The 21,535-nt window shown below is 64.6% G+C and carries 21 protein-coding genes, 2 pseudogenes and 1 other annotated feature; of the genes and pseudogenes, 4 read left to right on the top strand and 19 right to left on the bottom strand.

Going from position 1 to position 21,535, the window contains the following annotated elements; all coding sequences use genetic code 11:
- Window positions 1–592: 592 nt before the first annotated feature.
- Complete coding sequence (locus OXG55_00970) at window positions 593–742, top strand: hypothetical protein (protein MCY4101826.1); 150 nt, start codon at window positions 593–595, stop codon at window positions 740–742.
- Here the strand turns inward: OXG55_00970 and OXG55_00965 are convergent.
- The 7 genes and pseudogenes from OXG55_00965 to OXG55_00935 all read right to left on the bottom strand — a co-directional run bounded on the left by OXG55_00965 (window position 739) and on the right by OXG55_00935 (window position 6,996).
- Complete coding sequence (locus tag OXG55_00965; GenBank protein MCY4101825.1) at window positions 739–2,469, bottom strand: ThiF family adenylyltransferase; 1,731 nt, start codon at window positions 2,467–2,469, stop codon at window positions 739–741. The two genes, OXG55_00970 and OXG55_00965, sit on opposite strands and share 4 nt — an antisense overlap.
- A gap of 7 nt (window positions 2,470–2,476) precedes the next feature.
- Window positions 2,477–3,499: a nucleotidyltransferase gene (locus tag OXG55_00960; GenBank protein MCY4101824.1), complete on the bottom strand. Its 1,023-nt coding sequence runs from the start codon at window positions 3,497–3,499 to the stop codon at window positions 2,477–2,479.
- A gap of 1 nt (window position 3,500) precedes the next feature.
- On the bottom strand, window positions 3,501–4,640 hold the full coding sequence (locus tag OXG55_00955) for an SAVED domain-containing protein (protein ID MCY4101823.1): 1,140 nt from the start codon (window positions 4,638–4,640) through the stop codon (window positions 3,501–3,503).
- Window positions 4,640–4,852: a hypothetical protein gene (locus tag OXG55_00950; protein MCY4101822.1), complete on the bottom strand. Its 213-nt coding sequence runs from the start codon at window positions 4,850–4,852 to the stop codon at window positions 4,640–4,642. Before OXG55_00950 ends, OXG55_00955 begins: the two co-directional genes overlap by 1 nt.
- 12 nt (window positions 4,853–4,864) lie before the next feature.
- A pseudogene (locus OXG55_00945) lies at window positions 4,865–4,960 on the bottom strand (hypothetical protein).
- Window positions 4,961–5,047: 87 nt separating this feature from the next.
- Window positions 5,048–5,846 (bottom strand): annotated as a pseudogene (locus OXG55_00940) (integrase core domain-containing protein).
- Window positions 5,482–5,595 (bottom strand) — a sequence feature (AL1L pseudoknot). It overlaps the preceding pseudogene by 114 nt.
- A gap of 115 nt (window positions 5,847–5,961) precedes the next feature.
- Window positions 5,962–6,996 carry a hypothetical protein gene (locus OXG55_00935; GenBank protein ID MCY4101821.1) on the bottom strand — a complete coding sequence of 345 codons (1,035 nt, stop codon included), beginning with the start codon at window positions 6,994–6,996 and terminating at the stop codon, window positions 5,962–5,964.
- A 158-nt stretch (window positions 6,997–7,154) separates the two neighbouring features.
- Between OXG55_00935 and OXG55_00930 the strand changes: the two genes are divergently transcribed.
- Window positions 7,155–8,270, top strand: a complete 1,116-nt coding sequence (locus OXG55_00930; GenBank protein ID MCY4101820.1) for an XRE family transcriptional regulator — start codon at window positions 7,155–7,157, stop codon at window positions 8,268–8,270.
- Window positions 8,271–8,931: 661 nt separating this feature from the next.
- Here OXG55_00930 and OXG55_00925 read toward each other — a convergent pair.
- From OXG55_00925 to OXG55_00890, 8 genes are all read right to left on the bottom strand, one after another.
- The gene (locus tag OXG55_00925) at window positions 8,932–9,381 is read right to left on the bottom strand and encodes a hypothetical protein (protein MCY4101819.1); all 450 of its coding nucleotides are present in this window, start codon (window positions 9,379–9,381) and stop codon (window positions 8,932–8,934) included.
- A 776-nt stretch (window positions 9,382–10,157) separates the two neighbouring features.
- On the bottom strand, window positions 10,158–11,096 hold the full coding sequence (locus OXG55_00920) for a nucleoside triphosphate pyrophosphohydrolase family protein (GenBank protein MCY4101818.1): 939 nt from the start codon (window positions 11,094–11,096) through the stop codon (window positions 10,158–10,160).
- A gap of 12 nt (window positions 11,097–11,108) precedes the next feature.
- Window positions 11,109–11,474: a hypothetical protein gene (locus OXG55_00915; GenBank protein ID MCY4101817.1), complete on the bottom strand. Its 366-nt coding sequence runs from the start codon at window positions 11,472–11,474 to the stop codon at window positions 11,109–11,111.
- Between the two features lie 404 nt (window positions 11,475–11,878).
- Window positions 11,879–13,216 (bottom strand): ImmA/IrrE family metallo-endopeptidase, encoded by a 1,338-nt coding sequence (locus tag OXG55_00910; protein MCY4101816.1) that lies wholly within the window; start codon window positions 13,214–13,216, stop codon window positions 11,879–11,881.
- Window positions 13,217–13,222: 6 nt separating this feature from the next.
- Window positions 13,223–13,612 carry a helix-turn-helix transcriptional regulator gene (locus OXG55_00905; GenBank protein MCY4101815.1) on the bottom strand — a complete coding sequence of 130 codons (390 nt, stop codon included), beginning with the start codon at window positions 13,610–13,612 and terminating at the stop codon, window positions 13,223–13,225.
- A 475-nt stretch (window positions 13,613–14,087) separates the two neighbouring features.
- Window positions 14,088–14,948, bottom strand: coding sequence for a hypothetical protein (locus tag OXG55_00900; protein MCY4101814.1), 861 nt, complete (start codon window positions 14,946–14,948; stop codon window positions 14,088–14,090).
- Window positions 14,949–15,411: 463 nt separating this feature from the next.
- Window positions 15,412–16,428 carry a putative DNA base hypermodification protein gene (locus OXG55_00895; GenBank protein ID MCY4101813.1) on the bottom strand — a complete coding sequence of 339 codons (1,017 nt, stop codon included), beginning with the start codon at window positions 16,426–16,428 and terminating at the stop codon, window positions 15,412–15,414.
- Between the two features lie 137 nt (window positions 16,429–16,565).
- Window positions 16,566–17,171 carry a hypothetical protein gene (locus OXG55_00890; protein ID MCY4101812.1) on the bottom strand — a complete coding sequence of 202 codons (606 nt, stop codon included), beginning with the start codon at window positions 17,169–17,171 and terminating at the stop codon, window positions 16,566–16,568.
- A 65-nt stretch (window positions 17,172–17,236) separates the two neighbouring features.
- On the opposite strand from OXG55_00890, the gene OXG55_00885 reads away from it, so the two are divergent.
- Both OXG55_00885 and OXG55_00880 read left to right on the top strand, forming a co-directional pair.
- Entirely contained in the window at window positions 17,237–17,389 is a 153-nt protein-coding gene (locus OXG55_00885; protein MCY4101811.1) for a hypothetical protein, read from the top strand.
- Between the two features lie 339 nt (window positions 17,390–17,728).
- Entirely contained in the window at window positions 17,729–17,929 is a 201-nt protein-coding gene (locus OXG55_00880) for a hypothetical protein (protein MCY4101810.1), read from the top strand.
- 69 nt (window positions 17,930–17,998) lie between these two features.
- Here OXG55_00880 and OXG55_00875 read toward each other — a convergent pair whose 3' ends face one another.
- The 4 genes from OXG55_00875 to OXG55_00860 form a co-directional block, all read right to left on the bottom strand.
- Window positions 17,999–18,889 (bottom strand): DUF3037 domain-containing protein, encoded by an 891-nt coding sequence (locus tag OXG55_00875; GenBank protein MCY4101809.1) that lies wholly within the window; start codon window positions 18,887–18,889, stop codon window positions 17,999–18,001.
- A gap of 614 nt (window positions 18,890–19,503) precedes the next feature.
- Window positions 19,504–20,397, bottom strand: a complete 894-nt coding sequence (locus OXG55_00870) for a type II secretion system F family protein (protein ID MCY4101808.1) — start codon at window positions 20,395–20,397, stop codon at window positions 19,504–19,506.
- The gene (locus tag OXG55_00865) at window positions 20,394–21,323 is read right to left on the bottom strand and encodes a type II secretion system F family protein (GenBank protein ID MCY4101807.1); all 930 of its coding nucleotides are present in this window, start codon (window positions 21,321–21,323) and stop codon (window positions 20,394–20,396) included. The genes OXG55_00870 and OXG55_00865 overlap by 4 nt, the downstream gene beginning before the upstream one ends.
- Window positions 21,320–21,535, bottom strand: a 216-nt coding sequence (locus tag OXG55_00860) for a hypothetical protein (GenBank protein ID MCY4101806.1), incomplete at its 5' end; no start/stop codon positions are given. The genes OXG55_00865 and OXG55_00860, both read right to left, overlap by 4 nt.

Here is a 21,535-nt window from a genome sequence, read left to right as displayed (position 1 = left end):
CTGACGCTGACAGGACTCGGGCTCACGGTGCTGGGCCTGACCATCACCCTCATCATCGTCGGCCCCCTCACCGGCGCCGCCTGAACGGCTCACCGCCCCGGGGCGGTGAGCCAGCGGTGTCCACGGAGTGGGGCGGGTCGCTGCCGGGTGGATTCCGGCTGTGCCGCAATGACGTGGCGGGTCGGGGCGCTGACCGGGTAGGGCCGGGAGGGCGGGGTCAGGGGCCGGTCGGCCCGGTGGGCCGCGCCTCGCCCTCGCCGCTTGTTCTCAGGATGAGAGGCGAGAGGGGGGCGATCGCCGCGGCAGCGGGGGCCGACGGTGTCAACGGGGCGGGGCGGGGCGCTGACTGGGTGGGGACGGGAATGTCGGCGTGAGGGCCAGCCAGCCCGGTGGGCCGCGGCTCGTCCTGGTCGTTCGTTCTCAGGATGAAAGGCGAGAGGGGGAGGTGATCGCCGCGGCAGTGGGGCCGGCGGTGTCAACGGGGCGGGTTGGGTCGCTGCCGGGTGGATTCCGGCCTCCGCCGGAATGACGATGGAGGGCGGGGGGAAGCCCAAGGTTGTCACAACAGATCTCGCCGCGGATGCTCACGCCCGTGCAGGTTCGCCGGTACAACGAGGTGGGTCATCTGTTCCCCATCAACATCTTCTCTCCGACCGAGATCGCCGAAATCCGGGCCTACATCGACGACCTGTTGCCCAAGGCGCTGGCGACGGGGTGGAACATCTACGAGGCGGTCAACTAGGTGACTTCGGAGGGCGCACTCGTCGGGCGCTCGACGCATGTGAGAGTGGGTGTTTCGTATGGCGAATGCGGAAGGGACAGGAGATATGCGGCGGCGATCTGACGAGAGAGCGCAGTTGCGGCAACGCTGATGGTGGAGGCTGCGATGCCCATGGCGTCGGCGCTGGAGCCGTGGAAGGTCGGGACGGAGCAGCCTCGGGCTGGCGTGAGTGGCGGGTGGCTCTCGTGGTTCCAGAAGGTGCGGAATGCAGTCAGGCTCGGATCGCTTGCGGCTTGTACGCAAAGGGCTTGGTCGAGTTCGGAGGTTCTCGTTGCGGGTGTGCCGTCGGTAACGGTGACAATTCCCAGGGTTGCGGTCTGGTTGTCGGTCGACACTTGGACGACTGGCACAGAGAGAGTTCCTCGGCCCTGCGCGGCGTCGATGGCCGCGTTCACGGAGGTGTTCACGCTCGTGTCGATGATGAAGTCGCATCTCTCGGCGTCTTTCGACAGTCCTGCCTGGGCGTGGCCGGCGATCCCTACGACCTCGCATGTGTCGGACAGGCGTCTGAGCCGGTCAGCGAGAGCCTCTGCCTTCAGACGCCCGACGTCGTCCTCGGCGTAGTTTTGTCGGACGAGGAGGCCGTGGGTCACGAAAGCAGGGTCTCGCAGCGTCATGTGTCGGGCTCCGGCCCTGACGAGTAGTTCGGCTATCCATGAGCCAAGAGCACCGCACCCCCATACAGCGATCTTGGAGTTGGCGAATAGCGTCATCGGTCGGTCGCTGTCACGGCGGACAGCAATCTCCGGACGTTGATCGTCCACATAGGTCCACTCCACCTCCGGCTCGTCGCTGTACGAAGCCGGAGTGGTCGCGCTTCGAGCCGTCGCTAAAGACGTGCTGGCGTCCTGAACTCCGAGCCGCCATCCGATTAGGTGCCGCTCACCCTTGTTGTCCTCGGCAGGGCTGGGAACCGCGATGATCATGTGGACGGGCTCATCACCGTCGCGATCGCGGATCAGACGGCGGAGGGATGTCTCAAGCGCCCGTCGCTTATCCCGGTCGAGTTGTTGCCGGACGATCGCCAGGAGATCCGACAGATGATGGCCGCCGCCGAGCGGCAGGTACTCGGGGAGAACGACAAGCAGGCCGGCCATCAGACCGGGTTCGGACGGTGTGGTCCACGATGCGATGTCGACTCGATGCTCGGTCCTCTGGCGCAGCCAGATTCGCCGCGCGACCTCGTCGTTGGACGTGTCGCGCGGCATCGAGCAGGTCACGACCACTGTGGGAGCGCCCTCGGTGCGGTGTAGCACTCCGCCGACGGGGTGATAGAGGGCTGTCGCAGCGTCGAACCGGCCGCCGATTGCGTCCTCGAACCATTCCCACAGGCGCTGCAGGAAGCCGTACATGCCTCGCGTGGGGTCCCACTCGGCGCTCGGGTCGAGGTAGATGCACAGCCGGTTGCCTTGCAACACATGGGGGAGCCCGATCCACCTCCGGTGCTTGACTAGCGCTAAGGGTGGCGTCTCGGGGTAGTTCGAAGCGACCAGGACGGTCACGCGCTCGCGTGATTGCGCCTCCAGGCCGCCGGTGCGCCGAGTGAACTCCGTGGTGTCGATTTCGATGGTCAGTGCCGCGCACCCTCGCCCTTCGTCCACAGCAGCGAGGCGTATCTGGTTGGAGGAGTCGGTAAGTCGCTGTACCTCCGCAACGGCAGTTCGTTGAGCCTCGGCCAGCGCGACCATGGCGGCTTCAGCCCGCCCGGCCCGCCCGAAGCGCACCTGAAGCAGCGGCCGCGCTAGCGGGCGGTCCCAGAAGTGGGGTTCTCGAAGAGCCGGAACGGTCCACGGGAGGGTTGAACTTGTCGCCGAACAGGGCGCGCCACGCCTTAGCCGACCGTGTGGCATCAGGCTCGTTGTAGGCGGCCCGCATTGCTGTTGCGATGCTGTGGATCCGGTCTCGGAATTTGCGATAGGTCGCATCTGTCCATCGGTGATCGAATTTCGTGCCGTCGCCTGCCGGGTTGGGCAGCGAAGGCTTGGACGGTTGGGATTGAAGCCGCCGATCAAGATCCTCCACAAGGTTGAGCAATGCCGTTGGGATGTTGGCATACTTGCCCGGCGATTGCGCGTCGAATTCCGTGACCTGCAATCCCAGCACCGTGGTCAGGATGACGGACTTGACGCCGTCGAAGCTGCCGCGTTCGTTGCGCAGGTACTTCATGAGTCGGACTACCCGCCGGAACTGCCCTGAAGTCAACTGGTTGCGGCGCTTCACCCAGTCTGTCAAGCCCTGCGGGTTCGTCGATCCAGATGGGGGCTCCCATGCGTTAACGTCACGGTTGACGATGGCCCGGCGACCGTCGGGCAGAGTGATCAGGGGGACGATGTCAAGGTGGCAACCGACTCCGTTATCCGGTGCGTACTCGAGCCAGACGCAGCGGCACTTGCGGCCGTGATTCTGCTTGGCGTAGGTCGGGTTGCGACTCAGAGCGCTGTAGACAGCGTAGAGATAGTGCTTCGGCTCCCACCCCGTCTTGGCATTCATCAGTAGGAAAATGTCAGCGTCGAACTCGCCGCCGGGCTTCGGTCGGATGGTCGTGCGCTGCGCCCAAGACCCTTGCCGAGACTTGCCCGTGATCATCGGCCCGATCTCGGAGTCGGCCTTGAGCGCCGTGTAGACGGCTTCGACGCGCGACCCGAGTTTGTTGAGCCGCGTGTCGTCGATGTTGACGGTGTCCTTCAAGAAGGTCTTGAAATATTCGGCGTGCTGCATGTCAGTTGACCTCCATGACTGGTAGGTACTGATCGTTCACACGGTCGTGAAGGATCATCTGTGGGTGGATCTCGCGGTTCATCACTCGTCCCAGGGCGACGAACACCGAGAGAGGCGCGGCGCCGAGGACATGTAGGCGGCGAGCCGTCTTGCTGTGCTGTTCGATGTCGCCCAGAACGTCGCGCAGAGCGCGCTCAGCGGACTTGAGAGCTGCCGGGGAATCGACGACATCCGGATGGGCGTGGCAACCGCTGGCGGGCGTGATGCGATAGAGTCGGCAGTTCTCGAGAGCCTGCGGCACCTCGCGAGCGTGGACGGCGGCGGACATAGACAGAACGAGCACGGCGTCGCAATCGGAGGCCCCTTCGTTGACGACCTGAACGGAGAACCGATGCTCCGACGGTTGGTCGGGCCAGGCCCACGACTCAGTCGCACGGTGCCGCTGGTAGATGTCCACATCGACCTTGTCGCCGAGGCGGGCACCGAGATATACCAGCGACGGCCAGCGAGCGAGCGCGAACACGCTCATGTGCCGGACGCTTCCGTCCTCGACGGCCGGTGCCACTTGGCGGCCGAACACTCGATCGATCGACTCACGACAGGCGTCGTAGTACGCCCTGCTGCCGATGTCGGGCGACGGCACCCGCCTCAAGTCGATCTCGATCCCCGCCGGGTCGTGGCTCAACTGGAAACGGGCGCAGCGCCCCTGGGCTAGTACCGCGGAGGCCGCGACGGACCGATCAAGAGCGACCTGGCTCTCGCCGATCGTCCCCTGCATCCTGAGCACCACCGTGTCCCGGCCAGGAGACACGGAGAGAATCTGGGCAATCCGGCTCTCGTGCCGCTGCTTCAACTCTCGCAGTCGCTGGACCGAAAATGTGCTGATGTTTGGTGGCGAATCGATCTCGCTATGGCAAGCGCTACAGAGCAGCAGCAGGTTCTCGGCGTCGTCCCGCCGATCGATTGGGAGAGCGTGCTCTCCCCGCGGCGACTTGGCGCTCCTGGAGCGGCCGACGATGTGCGCGCGTTCGCCCAGGTAGACCGGCTGCTGCGTGAACTCGGAGGCGAGCAGCTCGCCGTAACACAGCGTGCAGCGGCCACCGCTCCGAACAAGCAACTGGCGAGTTGTTGACTCTGACATCATGTGCGCTCCATCTTGGCGTCGGGGTGTGACACCAGCCCCTCCGCTATCACGCTGCGATGGTGTACGGCACTGCAGTCGCGGATCCCACCGTACGTGCCCGACCACGGGGCGAGCCGCTCAGTGCCGCGTGTCTTTGTGCGGATGAGGGTCGTGGCGGGCGGAACCGTGTCGCTGTCGCGGATTCTGCCGTCAGGCCGGTAAATCACCACCTCGCCACCACCCAGATTTCCTACGGTCTCCTTGGCTCGCTGTTCGGCCTCAGCCTGGGTTCGGGCGCGTGCCGACGAGCGTTGGGCGCCCGGCGCTTGACGTCCCACCCGCCGTCGGGGTTGGGCACTGAATCGCCCTGGGTTTGTTGGAGGCTCGGTTTGTTGGTTTCCAACCGGTTCACGGTCGGTCTGGTGGGCAGCGTAGGCGGCCTTGAACTCCGCGGGGGGGGGACGTCGTCGAGGTGTCCGTAGAGGCGCTGGGTGTTGTGCCAGTGCACCCAGGCCAGGGTGGCGAGTTCGACGCCACCGACGCTGCGCCAGGGACCCCCGGTGGGGCCGCGGATGAGTTCGGTCTTGTAGAGGCCGTTAACGGTCTCGGCCAGGGCGTTGTCGTAGCTGTCGCCGACGGTGCCGACCGACGGCGCCGCCCCGAGTTCGGCGAGGCGCATCAGGCGCGCCGCCTGGTCCCGGCCCACGTCGATGCCCGCCCGCCGGGCCGCCTTCCAGAGCTTGCGCGCCCCGTAGACGCTGTAGTTCGCCCGCCACAGCGCCACGAGCTGAAGGATCAGCGCGACGTCGCGGCGCGCCCGCGCCGAGGACGGGCGGCTCTTGGGGGCGTAGTAGCCCGATGGGGCGATCGGCAACACCTCGCAGATCGGCCCGGCCCCGAACTCCTGCCGGTTCCCGTCGATGAAGTCCACCATCACACCAGTGGGCGGTCGAGCTCCGCCGCGAAGAAAGCCGACGCGGATTTCAAGATCGCGTTCGCGCGGCGCAGCTCCTGGTTCTCCTGCTCCAACTCCCGGATACGCGCCCGGTCCGCCGTCGTGGTGCCCGCCGCCCCACCGTCGTCGACGACGGCCTGATGGACCCACTCGCGCACCGACTCGGCGCCGAAGCCCAACTGGTCCGCCACCCGCCGCACCGCGCCCCGGTCTGTGCCCGACTCGGCGCGCAACGCCCGCACCAACCGCACCGCCCGGGCCTTCTCCACCTCCGAATACCGACGGGACGACCCACTACCTGCTGCTTGCTTTCTTCCATGGCCCTATTCTCGCTTCCAAGCTCAGGGGCCTCCACAAAACCCAGGGCGATTCAGTCGGCAGCCGCTAGACCAACTTTTCGACGAGTGGGTTCAGGAGCGACTTGCGGCGCGTTCGGTTCTCGGTACCGCAGGCGTTGCAGGTGTGTCGCGTGCGAGGCTCAATCCACCCCTCGGTTGGACTGAGGATCGAGTCGCCGCACTCGACGCAGGCGAGCGCCATGATCGGCGCACCCTCTGCCAGGACGCGCTGGACAGTCAACATGCGGACTTGGTCCTCGTCGAGGACCTCACCGTCGAGTATCACCGGCGAGTACGTCTCGTTGAGAAGTTCCTGACCGGTGTGCGACCACGCATGCATGTGGAGTCCCTTGTCCTCGGCACGAGACATCGTCGAAACGATCGCTCGGTTCGTAGGCCAGATTGCAATTCCGCCGTAGTCCTCTGAGCGGATCTCGAGACGACGATCGACTTGGTTGGCCGGCTGCAGGTCGGGCAGGCCGAGGCGGTCCTGGGCCCCGCCCAGCGGGTTCGAAATCGACGGGGAGCGGTCCCGGAAATTCCGCCCACAGGAGTTGCAGAGGTGCTTGACGTGGGGATGAGTGGCGAACTTCAGTTCGTCGATGTGCACCTCGCCGCAGTGCGGGCACACGAGCGGTCGAACGTCGTTCCCGGTTAGAACGCTGAGGGCGAAGGCCTGCGCGGCCATGCCTTCGATCGTCTCAGTAGCCTCGCCCGCGTGGACACGCACGATGTCGTAGGAACCGTCGATGATCTTCTCGCCACCAGCCTCGCGGCGCAGGTGGCTGTGCACCGTTCCGGGTTCCGAACGGACCTCGCCGATCGAAATGGCCGGAGGCACCACACCCCAAGCAGCGAACTCGCCGGTCGCGGCGTCGACTTCGATCTGCATGTCGTCGGAGACGGGCTCGAACCAGGCCCCTGAGCACCGCTCAAGCGGCGACCCGTCGGGGTTCGACGCTGCGAGGCCGTGGGTCCGGCACCACCAGTTGGGCTTGCCGTTGCGCTTCTTCACCTCCGAGCGGATGTCGCAGTGGCCAGCGCCCTTCTTCGTCTCCGGGATGTTGTGCTCGCAATGCATCGTGCTTCCGTCTCCTTGAACCGCTCGCGCCGCGGTCTCTGTGGTGCCGCGGCGCTTTCTCCCTGACCATCCAACCGGACGATCCTTATATCAGTTAATATTCTAGCACTGATGGTCAGCATCAGGCAAGTCCGTCGCCGATAGTATGAGGAGACACGATGGCTGATGATCCCACCGTCCCGTCTGGACCACTGCTCCCGGACCGCATTCGGGTCGCCCGCGAGTTGCGGGGGCTGACGCAACGCGACGTCGTGGAGAAGATGGGTCACGCGATCTCCCCGCCCGCGCTCAGTCAGATCGAGGCGGGCAAGCTCCGGCCCTCACCCGCCACCGTGCAGCAATTGGCCACTACGCTCGGCGTGCCGCTGACGTTCTTCTCGGCGCAGTGGCCAGCGGGCGGCCAACCCGTGACCTACTTCCGCAACCTCCGTTCAACGAGCGTTCGGGAACGGCGGCGGGCGAGTGCCCAGGCTCTGCTGCTGAGCGACTTCGTCGCCGCCCTCGAACAGCACGTCCGTATCCCAGAGGTCGCTGTCCCCACCCTGCAGGCCGCCCGAGGCGCAGCGCGCGAGGAGATCGAGGACATCGCCCAGCAGGTCCGGAGTGTCTGGAGCTTGGGCCACGAGCCCGTCCCACATGTCGTCCGCTCACTGGAGCGCCACGGGATCGTTGTCGCTCGGCTCAAAATGGGGAACTCTGCCGTGGACGCCTTCTCGATCCGAATCGGGCGCCGCCCTCTCGTGCTGCTGACCGACGACAAGTCCGACAACTACGTCCGGTCGAGGTTCGACGCCGGCCACGAGTTGGGCCATCTGGTGATGCACGCGGGGGCGGAGCCCGGCACCAAGGAGACGGAGCAGCAGGCGCACAACTTCGCCGCCGCCTTTCTGCTGCCAGAAGCCAGCGCTCGGGAAGAATTGCCCCGACGGCTCGATGCGCCGGACTGGTCGCGGCTCGCCGAGATGAAGCGCACTTGGGGCGTCTCGATCGCGGCACTCCTCTTCCGGGCACGGGCGCTCCGGATCATCTCAGCGGACACCTACCAGACAGCGATGCGCTACATGTCCTTCCGAGGATGGCGACGACAAGAGCCAGGCGATCGCGAGATGGGCGCGCCCGAGGCTCCACTCCTCCTCGAGCGGTCTGTCCGCCGGACGGAGGTAGAAGCGGGGCTGACGACCGAGTCGCTCGTGGAGGCCGCACACCTACCGCTCGCCGATATGCGCGACCTCCTAGAGGCGGCAGTCGACGACCGCCCCGTCATCGAGTTGTAGCCCGACACTTGGCCCACGCGGCCCTGCCCTCGATCAGACGCGTGTGGACAGCCTCTGACCGGGGGATTTGCTCTTCTACTGGTGCATCCGTCGGCACCGGCAGGAAGTCAAGAGCGCACTCGGATCGGGACTGCTGGTCAGCGGCAATCGCCTATCCGCTAACGCTCTATGACGGAATGAGACTCTGGCACAGGTCGGGGCCTGACCGGGGGGAATCCGGCCTTCGCCGGAATGGCGAGGGGCGCAGGGCTGCGGGGGGCTCTGGAATCCGGCCCTCGCCGGAATGACGATGGAGGGCGGGCCGGGATCAAGCCCAGGACAGGCTCTGCGCCGGAAAGACGGGGAGGGGCGGGATGGTGCCATGGAGGGGCGGGCCACGGAGGGGCGGTTCGGGAAGCTGCGGGGCGAGGTGGAAGGCACGGAAGGGCGGACCGCCGGCCGGGCGGCAGCGGTCTCAAGGTGCCGGGCCGGGGCGCTCAGCGGGTGGATTCCGGCGCCCTCAGCGGCACCGCCTGAGCGGCCGCGCGCCCTGTCCGGGCGGCGGGGCGCTGACGGTCTCTACGTGGGCGGGCTCGGGAGTGCTCAGCGGGTGGATTCCGGCCCCGGTATTGGAGCGCCGGCCCGAGCCGGCGTACTAGAGCCGGCGTACTACACGGTTAGGTCACGCCGTCACGACACACTTGGCTTTCATATTGGTCTGGCCTGGAGTGTAGGTCCCGCCTACCAGCACGCATCGGCCGTTCGTCACGTCCGGAGGGTTGATGCCGACGGCGGCAGCTGTCCAGGTGCATGTCCCCGCGGTCCCATTCCAATCGCCCCCAATGGCCGAACCTCCCGTCCCCATCTCGTGCCGGTGACACTCGACTGCGCTGTCGATGCGGGTGGCGGATACGTCCGCGGCCTCCAGTTCGCCGGTCACGTCGCTGGCCCGGTTCAACAGGACCCCGGCCACGGCCCCGGCGATGGCGAGCAGCACGACCATGATGATGACCGTCTGCAGCGCGATGCCGCGCAAATCGGCGACAAGCCCCGGCGACCGGCGCCGCAACAGGACACCGACGACGAGAGCGGCGGCGGGCACAAGCGAAGCGATGATGAATGTGACGAACATCGGCTACCTCGGTTCTTCGTCGAACGATCAGTGAGAACGCATTATATCCGCTCCGCACAGCGCAACCACTCGCGCTGTGCGGATTCGACCGCCTCCCCGACGACAAAGCGAGGCTATACGTACGACCGTACGCCGATAACCACGACCACTACGTGCTCGCACACCCCGACGCTCTGACCAACCCACCGACACGCAGCAAGACCGGGACTGAACTCCGCGGCGGGATGGTGGCCATGGAAGAGCGGGCCACGGAGGGGCAGTTCGAGAAGCTGAGGGGCGAGGTGGAAGGCATGGAATGGCGGACCGCCAGTCAGACGACGGAAGGTCTCGCCAGCCGTCCGTGCAGACGCTCAGGCGACTCGGGCGCACGGTGCTGGACCTGACCGTCACCCTCGTCGTCTCCGGCACCGCCTGAGCGGCCCGCGCGCCCCGTCCGGGCGGCGGCGGTCTCAACGTGTGCGGGGTCGGGTCGCTGCCGGGTGGGGATTCCGGCCCCGGTATGGGAGCACCGGCCCGAGCCGGCGTACTACGCGGTTAGGTCACGGTGACTACACAAGTGGCTCGCGAACTTGACGAGCCTGCGGTGTAAGCCCCGCGTACCAGCAGGCATCGGCCGTTCGTCACATCGCTGGGCCTAGTGCCGTTTGCACCAGCTGTCCAGGTGCATGTCGCTGGCGGTCCGGCGGCCCACAGGCCTGAGATGCCGGACATCTCGTGGTTTACACACTCGACTTGGGTGTCGATGCCGGTTGGGGTCACGTCATACGATTAGCGAGTCACGAGTGACGAAGTGGTCCGACATACTCAAGCGAGCATCGACTCAAGTCACCGCGTACGATGCCACCGCTGTTCTTTCGTAGCTGTCTCCATACTGCGAAACCTTGCAAAACCGCATCCTCTACTTCCCAAAGCGCCCGAGTGGTGACTTCAAGGCCAGCAGTATACGTCTGGAACGTCTTCAGCAGTTGGAAGTCGAGCCTCGTGATGTCTTCGAGGAAGTTGTGCCGTTGTGCATATGCGAACATGAGAGCGGCGATTGCTTCCTCGATGACTATCGCTCGCCCTCCGTCTTCCACAGCATCTACTGTTGGATTGCTCTTGCGCTTTCGTACGAAAATCTGCGAACGTGCGACGGGCGACCAACCGAGGACAGCTGCGTTTGCGAGATGGAAGGCATCATGAAATCGGTATCCGCTGTCCTCGTAGGTGTTATCGCCCAAGCGACTCGCAACTTTTTTGCCTTTCCACACCAGTTCGATCATCGGCTCGGGCTTGTGGGGATCTTCGACTGAGCGAATTTCTACGGTGAAGGTGCGTGGGAGTTGTTCAGTACGACGATATCCCGCGTCGAAGTGGTCGGAAGGCCGCCGTTTGCGCAATGGCGAGTCACGACGCGATATCCATCTATCCGACGTCTTCTGAAGGTTCTTTGCGGCGACTACATCAAGCGATAGCCCGAATTTCTCAGTGGCGTTCGCCAGGTACCATAGTATGTCGCCCAACTCTTCCTCCACATTGTCCTGAAAGAGTTCGTAAGCAGAGCCGTCGCGGAGGAATTTCTTGTAGCCAGCCAGCAGAGCGCCAATCTCCCCAACGAGACCGAGTAGTGGGCCTAGTCGAGGGTCGGTCGTTCCTGCAGGATCGACTGGAAATCGATCCGTACGCTGCGCAAGGCGCTGATACTCGGACAGCGTTAGGGCATTCTCTGAGTCCATCAGTGCATCCTCCTACGCTGTACCATTTTGTGGAGGTGGTGTGCTACGACAACTTGCCGGATCGACTAAGCCTGCCTGAACAGCGAATCCGATGAGGTAGTCGAGAGGCAGCCAACCGTACCCGCCCGCACCCCACCGCGGGCCCCAGCTGTTGCGGATGAGGAGGCGTCGGGTCGATATCGTGGCGTCGGTCGCCGCGCCGACGGCGAGTACCGAGTGGTAGTCGTTCGTCGGTGATGTCAGCGGCGGTACGGAGATCTCCCCTGCTGCTGTCGGGTTCTCAAATTGCGACGTCACCTCGATCACGAGGACGACAGGCAATGACAGCGACAGCGCATCGTCGATGAGCGTCTCGACGCCATCGTGTGCGAGTGGCATGTCGATCACCTGGGCTATGTGCCAAGTCGACGACAACGCTGCGGCGGGTGGCGCCTCGGTTGCCATTCCGAGTAGTGGGTTGTAGCGCCGAGCCGAGAGGACGGGTTGACCGTCGCTGGATAGGGCTTCTCCGACTGCGTGGAGCGTCGTCCCCTGGGGAGTCGCCTGACCGGACTGCACACAATGACTCCAGAGGGGTTCAGGCGCGAGTTCCTCTGGCGCGGTGGTGCTCACCAGGGATCGCACCATTTCGTGGGCCGCCGACACTGAGAACGGAAGGCAGAGGGGGCGGGGCCCCTGGTCACACTCATCGGCTTGCAGATACGGACGAAGGTCGACGGGCGGGCGAGCGAGACTGGCAGCCCGACGAGCGGCGAAACTTCGCACGGCCTGGACTAGCCCGATTAAACTGCCCGCGGTCTGAGGTCCGCAGTGGTGTACAGGTCTTGGCGTTGCCGGACGTCGTTCGCCCAGGCTTCGTCCTCTGCTGTTACGAGCTGCTCGATTGAGAACTCGCGGCGTCGAGGCTCCACCTCGGCGCTGAGCACGTATCGCTCATGTGGAGCGGCATCGTTGTACGACGACCGATATTTCAAGCGCAGCGGGATCGACCCCGGCCTTTGGAATCGAACTCGGAGCACGCGCCGCCCGGTTGCCCCGATCGTCGGCGACGCCGGGCTAGTCAACTCCGCAGCTTGATCACCGCTCGCGGCTTTGAGTTGCTCCTTCCTTGAGCGGCGAGCATCCTCTGCGTGCAGGTCAGGGGCGCGTGTACTCACGTACGTGTCGTTCACAACAGTCACGCCCTCGTCAAGTTCGACATCCGGGTGCACTAACGCGGGTTGCACCGCGTGAACGGGTTCGGCGGCATCCCAGCGGGGTGGAGCTTCAGGATGCCTCTCGCCTGCTCCGATGCTCTGTACAAGAGCTTCCCGTCCGGCCAGCAGTTCAGAAGCCGCCGTGGCTGAATCTGGGGTCAGGGCCAGCGGTGGAGGTTGTTCCTCCCGGAAGACTTCGTGTCCCTCGAACTCCCACCTGTACCCAGTGCTCCGATTCTCTGGGAGCGCGATAATCACTTCGTCGTCGACGCGCACCGAGACTCGGTGGCCATCCCACTGCTCGTCAACGTGCCAGACATCGGCCGTTCCGACGATCGGCCGCTGGCCGTTTCCAATCTCGGTCTTGATCCTGAGAGGCGCCGTGTCCAGCAACTCGGGGATCTGACTTGGGACAATGATCTCGAGATTCGCGAGTTGTCGGACTGCCGCTTCATAGCTGACGCCTGCCTCGCGGGCGACCGTGTAGGCGTGTATCGGTAGCAGTTCTGAACGAACTTCGAGCCGTCGCAGCACTCCGAAGATGAGAGGGGGAGGCATGAGGAGCGCGGAGGCGAAGATCTGAGCGAGCAACTCCGTCTCGCTTGTGGTTTCCCCATGAACTTGTTTCTCACTGTCCAATGCCGGGCCCTCTGTATGGCCGAGCCGCCAATGGCCTAGTTCGTGAGCGACGGTGTAGCGCTGCATGGTTACAGGGCGTTCGGTAGTTACGAGGATCCCGCCTGAGCCTTCTGGAATGAACGCGCCGAGCAGATCGTCCAGTGAGAAGAAGGCAAGCCACAATCCGAGTCGTTCGCAGAGACCGAACACATCGATCTGTCTCTCTTGATCGGTCCCGGTATCTGCGAGGAGCCCGATAGCAGCCGCTGCCGCTTGAAGTCGTCTCATGTGGAAGTCAGTGGTCATGTGAGGCTAGCCCTGATCGTCTGTATCACTCGCCGGCCCGGGCTGGCCAGCGCCCGCGAGAAACTCGGCGAATCGCAGCACTTGCACCTTGTCGTTCTCGGACAAGGAGGCAGTTGCTCGGAACAACGGGGCTGAGGTGTCAACTTCGGGCTCCTCGTCACCGAGAAACCATCCGACCGGCCGACGATAGAGTCGAGCAAGTCGGCGGAGTTCTAGGGACGTAACGCGTCGCTTACCGGCTTCGAGCGCCGAGACACTGGCCCTAGGGATTCCCAACGCCGCTGCAACATCCTCTTGGAGGAGACCTATGTACTCTCGAGATTCGCGCAGTCGCGCACCGAGTTCTCGTTGCTCGATCTCATCGATGATGGCCCTGTCTTCCTGCTGGTCACGCATTCGTCCTCCTCTAGTTGTCCTTCCTCTGACGAGTCCGCCTTTTCATCCACGGCGACACCGATTGCGATCGCGCACCCAACGGCCCACCCACTCTCATGGGAGATCGACACAAGAACTCTATGAATCCTGGCTAGTCGTGCTGCCGTGGCAGCGCTCTCGTGCAGTCGAACCTCTAAAGCGCCGCGATCGAGACGGACGGTTTCGATATCGATCGGGTCAACGTCACCGAGGCCGTGTCCTAACGCTTTCATGACCGCTTCCTTGGCAGCCCAGCGTCCGGCAAGACGCTCTGGGCTGCCCTCCGAATCTCGTTGTTCTCTTTCAGTCCAGACCGAATCGAGGAAAGCGTCACCTCCCGACGTGAGAAGGTCACGCATGTTGCCAACATCAACCAAGTCGATCCCGACTCCGACAATGTCGGTTAGTGGCTTATCGCGAGTTTCGTCAGCTCGAGTTGGGCAAGTCACAGGGAGTCTCACCACCTGCTATCTGCCGTGTCGGCGGCTAGCTCGGGCAAGAATTCCATCACGAGATCTCGAGGACGTGCTTTGTGGCTAGGTTGAGCGTCAGCGAGCGTCGAATGAATCACGAGCTCGCCGAGTGTCACGCCACTCTGCTGGCACAGGAACTGCATAAGCCAGGACAAGCCGAGGTAGTTGCCGTAAGTCTTCTCGACGAAGTAATGATGGCGGTAGACTGCCACGCAGTGAAGCACCCCGCCAAGCAGAGTGAAATCGATATGGACGAGACATGGGAACCCACGAGTGCGGTCATCCGTTGCCGCGTAGATCTGAGTCCCTTGAGAAGGTTCGGCATCCCTGATGCAATCCGCGGACAGATCGATGTCAAGGGTGTTGTGAGTTGACCGCTCATTTGTCAACTCGTTGCGAATGCGCCGGATCCTTCGGCTAATCTGGTTTACGCCTCCGATCCCTTTTCCGGGCCAACTGATCATGCGCGAGAAGTATGTGCCGCGGCTGTTGGCTCGATCCGTTAGGAGAATCGGGAGCATCGAGAGATATCTGTCGTAGAGGTCGTTCGCGGCGGCATCGAGTTTCCGCTCGAGCGATCGGGGCATTCCTGGCGACCAGATCTCTCCGGGGTCTCGGTAAAGCGACTTCGGGAAGATCGTCTGCGCCACTGTGTCGACGCTGGGTGAGTTTGCTCGGCCCAACGCGCAGTCCAAGCCTTCGCGGATCTCCGGTAGCTCAACTCCCGGATGTTCGATCGTGGTGACGAGATGGGCCATTCGCCCCTCGGATGACTTCAGCGCATGCTCAAGCCCCAATAGCCATGCCTCACTCAGCGTGGCCACCGGCCGCAGCGCGTGACTCATGATGTCGAGGCTGCCGCAGCGAGCGAATCGAGAGCGCCACGAGCCACCCGCGCGACACCGGCGAGACTGCAAAGGTCCTCTCTCTGCACAGCCGACAGCTTCACCAGCCTCGGTGTTCCCACAATCTGACCGACCTGGCTGATCAACCAGACAGACACCAAACTGGGGACGCGGGGAGAGCCATCACCAGCCGGTTCATCGAGGGAGCAGTTGGGCGCTCCAACCCTGAGCAGCGATTCAAGATGGCTCTGCAATTCTGTGCGCGCCATCGCGCACAACTCCGGGGCACCCAACTCGCGGGTCGAGCGATTCGGCAGCGGAGGGGGCAGTGCCCCCGAAGGGATGTCGCTTTCCATAACATCTATGTTAGCAATCCCGACATCGACATGCAAGCACCCCGCCCCGGTCCGTTCGGGCGCGGTCCTCGGCAGTCTTCGCGGTCAGAGGCGGGTGGCCGCCCTCCCTACCCGCTCAGCACCAGCGAGAGCGGACCACCGAGAGCCCGCAGATCATCCCGCGGCACCTCGGCTACGACGGTGGGGGCGTCCGCACTCCAAGGCAATCCCCACTTCGGCGGGAACCCGAGAGCCAGTGGCCGCTTATCAGGTCGGTACCGCTGCTTGATTCGAGTCGGACCACCATTAGACCGTGCTGGATGCTGAACTCGCGCGAACTTGTCCACCTCGCAGAAGAGGTTTTGACAGTCGACTAACTGCAGCGGCCGGCCGAACAGACTCAGGAATGGCTCTGAACCCGAGCCTAGGAATTGGTGCGCCGACTCTGCCATGCAGTCCACAATTCTCTCGGGATCAAGGCATCCCGTGCTCTCGAAGCACTTACCGATGCCCCGGAGGGCTCCCGGGCCGGCGACAACGAATTCCATTTCGTCGAAGTCAAAGTGCGTTGTGTAGTTGAGGTCTATCGCATATTGATATGCGAGAAATGAGCCGAATGAAGGCACTGTGCACAGCTTGAGGTATAAGGCCTCGAGTGATCTCGCGTTCGCTAGAGAGCTAATGAAGCCGCTCTCCAGTAGAGTCTGCAATAGATTGAGGTGGTTATGGTGTTTCCGCGGGTGGTGGAGTCTCGGACTCGGCATGATGTAGGCAGCAGAGTACAGACGATGACCAGAGTCGAATAGTTCGTCCAAGGCTCGAGCATACTCGTCGGGATCGAACGAACTCGCATTAGGTTCGCCAACGCGGGATACAAGATGCTCCCAGGTCTCGATACGGTTGAAGATCTTGAAGAGCAGAACTCGGAGAGTCGTGTCGACGGAATCGCGATCTTGGTCGTAGATCACATGATGGAGCAGATACTGACTGACTCGATCCGACGCCCGGTAGGCGTTCGTGAAGCGGTGCTGAGAAAGGACACGATCGTCGGTCCAAGGACCAGGCTCGCCGATGACTCGCCGAAAGAACATCCGCTGTCGTTCGGCTGCCAGGTACCAATAGGCCCAGAACACTTCAGTCACCACGACCTGATGTCCGGCGAGGCGAATTCTCCACGTTCCTCCAGGGACGTGTCGCCACCGAGAGGAGAAGGGGGGCCCGAGCGCAGTATGGCTACTCGAGCGCACGCCTTTACCTTAGTGCCGTCGTGAGCGGAGCTCGCTCATCTGCAGGGCAGGGCAGGCGCTCGCTCCTGTCCTCGGGTCCACACGATTGACAGGACGGACTCTCTGTGACTGCTTGGGCGATTGCAGGGATGACGCGCTGCGCGCGGCCAGTCGTTGCAAACCAGCGTGACCTGGTGCAGGTCCAGTTCGGTGAGGTGCTCGGCGGCCAGGGTGGCGGTCTCCAGCGGGACCAGGGTGGTGCAGCAACACCACCACCGGCCGGTCACCACCGGTGTCGGAGTAACAAGGCCAGCCGCCGTCGGCCACTCGGACGGAGCACCGTGCGACCAGGCAGTCGGCTGGTAGCGGAGAGGTCGGCTCCTGACTGTGACCAACGGCATCTGCTGCCATGCGGTGACGTGGCGGTCGAAGGCCGACTGTAGGTTCGGGTGGCTCTTGGCGCCGGGCCGGCCCCGGTACACCGTCACAGCGGTCAACTCACGGTTCGGGTCGCCCTCCGCGCCGAGTTGCGTGAGCAGCAATCCCAGCCTCAGCGGGTTGACGTGCCCCATCGTCGGCGGGTCGGTCGATGGGTCGCCGAAGACCTCCCGCGCTCCGTGGTAGGCGTTCTGGTAGTCAAGGAAGACCGCGATGCGCGTCACCAGTCCATCACCTCACGAAAAAGATAAGCCCCGCCATTCCCGGCTAGCCGGAAAGGCGGGGAGGAATGTCAGCATCCTACCCGTTTTTCGTGGACGCGCAAGTAGCTGGCGCGCTGCGCCGTCTCATCAGGATTGCGACCGTGGACGCCCGGAGTCGTCGCGACGAGCACCCGCCGGCGGCGGTGCGCTGCTGGCCGACCCACTCGAGCAGCGGCTGACCCAACCACGCAAGCATATGTCGCCACTACAAACACCAGCCGCAACGCCGTCCCGCGACACAAAACTCCAAGTCAGCGGCCTCCCCCCGCCGCCAACCCGCCAAGCTCAGGCCCGACGACGAGAGCGGCAGCGGGCAGAAGCGAAGCGATGATGAATGCGACGAACATCGGCCAGCCGCCAGCCCGCGACGCTGCGTGCGGCGGTCCTCGGCGTCGGGGCTAGGGGCCTCTTCGGCGGGTGCTCGGGTCGCGGCGGGCGGTGAGGTCGCCGGGGCGGGTCAGAGTCCCGGGCCGGTGAGGGAGGCCGAGTCCATGATGCCCGCCAAGGGGGGATAGCCCATGATGACCATGAAAATGGCGGCTCGACCGTCGCGCCGCAAGCTCCGCCCGTGCAACGGCCGGGGCTTCTATGTGACCCTCGGTCGGGCCGAGCCGGGCGACCCCCGCCGGCCGATCGCCCACAAGTACCGCTTCGGGATCGCGGGCGGCGGATCGCGGTACCGCAAGCCGCTGCGCACTTGCCCAGTCGCGCACACGTGACGCCAGCACGACCCGAGATCGTACGGTTGAACCTGATTGCGGGTACATCCGGCGATACCTTCGATCTCGTCAGAATCCAACGCCAGTCGACGGCGACCTTCCAAGAAGTGCCGCCGCTCGTTCAGCTACTCGGCGTACGCTCTCTAGCGGTACTCGGTTGACGCCTAGAGACTCGAAAACGCTAATCGCCTCTGCCAACGCTGGAGCCTCTTGAGATTGTTCGGGCAGAATGTACACAACCTCGACGTCAACGTCATGAGACACACCGAAGCACTTCCCGTCCTGAGTTGTGATCATCCCGCCGCTACTCTGCGCATCTTGCACGGTCCATCCCCACGACTTCACCTGTTCTACTAAAGTGTCTTGATTCGGAACCTGAAACGACCATGCGTGAGCTAACTGAAGGGTTTCACCGTTCGTAATCGCAAAGTCAAAGCGTACTTGATAACGTTGTGTTGAGAGCCTAACTCCTTCGCACATCTCACTGTCTTGACCAATTTCATGCGCCCGATACGCTCGGCGCAGCGCTGCAATTGCCTCATTCTTCTTTCGGAAACGGTACCGGCGTTGGGATGGATCGACAATCATAAGATCAAAGATCGTATCCAGAGCTCCTTCAGCAGATTCGGCGACCATGGGCGTCGGGTATGTCAATTGAACAACGTTTCGATGATCTCGGTGCAACAGCGCAACCCACTCCTCGTCAAGGCTACGGTGCGGTCCGAACAATGAGTCTAGACTTGACTGATACTGGTCAATTTCTTTCCCAAGTCGATCAATGAATGCCCATACTGCATCAAGCGCGTTCGAGTCATCAAGAGCCCGCGCTCGGACAGGATTGCCGATCTGGCGCACGGCCCAGTCAGAAGATTCCTCACTACCCGCAATGGCACCGACGTTGATGAACTCACCTCGTGCGGAATCTGGAACGAATCGTATCAGCGAATAGACGTACTTCATGTGCCATCTCCATTCGTGAGCACCTCAAGCCTGGATGCGACTGCCTGCGATCGACGTTCAAGGAACCACCCGACGCACTCAAGCTCGACGTCAGTCACTGGCCAGTCGTTCGGAATAGAACCGAGTGTGAACGCCAATTGATGCTGCAAGGTTCGTAACTCAAACGCTCTCCGAACCTCACGAGATGCATGGGCTAGACCGGGCTCAAGGAAACTGCCAGGACGGAATTCCCATCCTCGGAGTTCCTCTGGAAGTACTACTATTCTCGTTTCGCAAACGGGCGCACCGATGAGTCGGCCGGCAGCGCCGACAATTGCCTCGGTGACAGTGACACGCGCGCCCTGTAGATTATTGAGTGGCTTTATCCACCACCTATTGTTGCTATTGTCAGCAGCGAGAAAAGTGCCGGAACCGCCACGTGGCGAGGGTTGGAGCGGAGTGAGAATTGTCGGCATATCAACGGCAGCGGTTGACCGTATGCCGACGATTTGTCCCTCCCAGTCTGATCTGCTGACCTCCATCAAACGAGTATACATCGAAATATACTGGATATAAAGTCCTTTCCGACTCGGGCTTGTAGGGGGTGCGGCGGTCGGTGAGGTCACCGGGGCGGGTCAGAGTCCCGGGCCGGTGAGGGAGGCCGAGTCCATGATGCCCGCCAAGGGGGGATAGCCCATGATGACCATGAAGGCGCCGCCGATGAGCGCCAGAGGGGCGCCCATCTTCTCACCGGAGGAGGCGGCGGCGGCGTCGGCCTCGTGCATCGCCTTCGAGCGGGCCGCCTCGACCTGCGACAGGATGGTCTCCCGCGAGCCCGCGCCGGTGGTGCCGGCCATCTCGAAGGAGGCGCAGAACGGGTCGAGGAACCGCAGCCGGCGCTCGTCGGCCAAGCGGCGCAGCCCCGTCCAGGGGGGCTCGCCGCGCGCCGCGGAGACGCGCAGCGCGTCGTGCAGCACAACGAAGGTCGGCTGCTCGCTGTAGGAGGCCGCCGTGGTGAGCGCCGAGAACGGGTCGGCGCCGGCGGTCACCAGCTGACCGGCCAGCTCGAGCCACGCCTCGGCGGACCGCTGGAACGCGACGCGCTGCTTGGCGGCCTCGGTGCGCAGCATCGAGTCGGGCAGCCACCAGCCCACCCCCGCGCCCAGCACGGCCAGCAGGACGACGACCGCCGCCGGCATGCTGATGCCGGTGAGGCCCAGACCGAGCCCGCCGCCGACGCCCAGCACGAGGCCGCCCAGCAGCGCCCCCGCGAACTTGGCCACCACCTGGGTCTCGAGGCTGCGCCCCACCATGCGGGCGTCCTGCACGAGCGCGGCGTCGCCCTGCAGCTGGCGCCGGCCCCATTCGATCAGCCGGCGCAGCGCGTCGCGCGGCGAGCGCCGACTGCCCTCGGCCAACAGGACCTCCTCCTCGAGGCTGCGGGGGGTCGGACGACGCAGGAACGCCGTGACGACGCCCAGCAGGCCCAGCCCGCCGAGGGCGCCGGCGAGGACGGCGAGCGTGCTCATGCGCCGTCCCCGGCGACCGCCGGCGCGGCCGCCGCGACGCCGCCGGGCTCGTCGGCGAGCAGCCGGCTGGGGAGATTGGAAGCGGACAGCTTCAGCACCCAGAACACGTTGCCGAAGATCAGCACGCCCACCCCCAGCAGGACCACTTGGCCGATGAGGGTGCCGAACGGGTCGAAGAAGCCGCGGTTGAACACGAACATGAACGACACCGAGACGAACGTGACGAACAGTATCGCCATCACCTGCGTCCACGCCCGGCTGTTGGCCACCTCGTTGCGGCGGCGCATCTCGACCTCGTTGCGCATGCCGCGGGCGGCGCTGTCGAACGCCTCGGTGACCCGCGCGCCGGAATCCCAGGCGATCTTCATGCCCAGGACGATGCGGTCGGCGAACGGCGAGCGCATCTCGGCGGCGAACCAGTCGAGCGCCCGCGGCAGGCCCAGCGTGCGGGCCACGGTGGCCATGTTCACGACGGCGGGCCGCAGCCGGGCGGGGGCGTTGTCGGCCGACAGGGTGACCGCCTCGAACAGCGAGCCGCTGGCACGCACCAGGTCGCGCACCTGCTCGGCCCACTGCGAGTAGGCCTCGATCTCGTCGGCCACGGCGCGGCGCGCCCGCGGCGCCTGCATCACCTGCGGGCCCACGAAGCCAGCGACCGCGCCCAGCATCGCCGCCACCGGCCAGCCCGTCACGAGCCAGCCCGCCACGGCGAACCCGCCGGCCAGGGCGATCTGCAGCGAGCGCCCGGCGAGCGCCCGGCGGGCCTCGGCACGGGTGCCCCTGGCGCGGAACCGGCGCAGCGCGGCCTGCCCGCGCTCCTGCTTGGGGGCCTCGGACTTCGGCGGCTTCGGCCGGAACGCCAGCGCGCAGACCAGCAGGCCGAGGCCCGCCAGCGCGCCGAGGAAGGCGACCGTCAACGAGGTCATCGCGGCGGCCCGGGCACCTCGTGTGGCGGCGGCGGGGCGGCGGGGGGCGGCGCCTGGGCCACGGTGGGCGGCGCGGCGCCGGCGACGGGTTGCGGCCCGGCGACCTCCGGGGGTCGGGCAGGGGAGGCGGGCCGGGGCGGGGCGTCGGGATGCGCCTGGGCCGGCGCGGCGATCCGCGGATCGGGCGCCGGGTACGGCGCGGCTGGGGCGGG

This window comes from bacterium (genome assembly GCA_026708055.1).
Taxonomy (GTDB): Bacteria; Actinomycetota; Acidimicrobiia; order Acidimicrobiales; family CATQHL01; genus VXNF01.
Note: the sequence above shows the minus strand (reverse complement) of the source record. Positions and strands in the feature narration are given on the sequence as shown.

Excerpts from the sequence above, each read along its gene's own strand:
- OXG55_00965 (MCY4101825.1), bottom strand. The coding sequence starts at position 2,469 with ATGGTCGCGCTGGCCGAGGCTCAACGAACTGCCGTTGCGGAGGTACAG.
- OXG55_00935 (MCY4101821.1), bottom strand. The coding sequence starts at position 6,996 with ATGCATTGCGAGCACAACATCCCGGAGACGAAGAAGGGCGCTGGCCAC.
- OXG55_00915 (MCY4101817.1), bottom strand. The coding sequence starts at position 11,474 with ATGCCACTCGCACACGATGGCGTCGAGACGCTCATCGACGATGCGCTG.
- OXG55_00925 (MCY4101819.1), bottom strand. The coding sequence starts at position 9,381 with ATGTTCGTCACATTCATCATCGCTTCGCTTGTGCCCGCCGCCGCTCTC.
- OXG55_00960 (MCY4101824.1), bottom strand. The coding sequence starts at position 3,499 with ATGCAGCACGCCGAATATTTCAAGACCTTCTTGAAGGACACCGTCAAC.
- OXG55_00875 (MCY4101809.1), bottom strand. The coding sequence starts at position 18,889 with ATGAAGTACGTCTATTCGCTGATACGATTCGTTCCAGATTCCGCACGA.
- OXG55_00910 (MCY4101816.1), bottom strand. The coding sequence starts at position 13,216 with ATGACCACTGACTTCCACATGAGACGACTTCAAGCGGCAGCGGCTGCT.
- OXG55_00955 (MCY4101823.1), bottom strand. The coding sequence starts at position 4,640 with ATGTCAGAGTCAACAACTCGCCAGTTGCTTGTTCGGAGCGGTGGCCGC.
- OXG55_00885 (MCY4101811.1), top strand. The coding sequence starts at position 17,237 with ATGTCAGCATCCTACCCGTTTTTCGTGGACGCGCAAGTAGCTGGCGCG.
- OXG55_00880 (MCY4101810.1), top strand. The coding sequence starts at position 17,729 with ATGATGACCATGAAAATGGCGGCTCGACCGTCGCGCCGCAAGCTCCGC.
- OXG55_00900 (MCY4101814.1), bottom strand. The coding sequence starts at position 14,948 with ATGAGTCACGCGCTGCGGCCGGTGGCCACGCTGAGTGAGGCATGGCTA.
- OXG55_00920 (MCY4101818.1), bottom strand. The coding sequence starts at position 11,096 with ATGGACTCAGAGAATGCCCTAACGCTGTCCGAGTATCAGCGCCTTGCG.
- OXG55_00930 (MCY4101820.1), top strand. The coding sequence starts at position 7,155 with ATGGCTGATGATCCCACCGTCCCGTCTGGACCACTGCTCCCGGACCGC.
- OXG55_00865 (MCY4101807.1), bottom strand. The coding sequence starts at position 21,323 with ATGACCTCGTTGACGGTCGCCTTCCTCGGCGCGCTGGCGGGCCTCGGC.
- OXG55_00870 (MCY4101808.1), bottom strand. The coding sequence starts at position 20,397 with ATGAGCACGCTCGCCGTCCTCGCCGGCGCCCTCGGCGGGCTGGGCCTG.
- OXG55_00905 (MCY4101815.1), bottom strand. The coding sequence starts at position 13,612 with ATGCGTGACCAGCAGGAAGACAGGGCCATCATCGATGAGATCGAGCAA.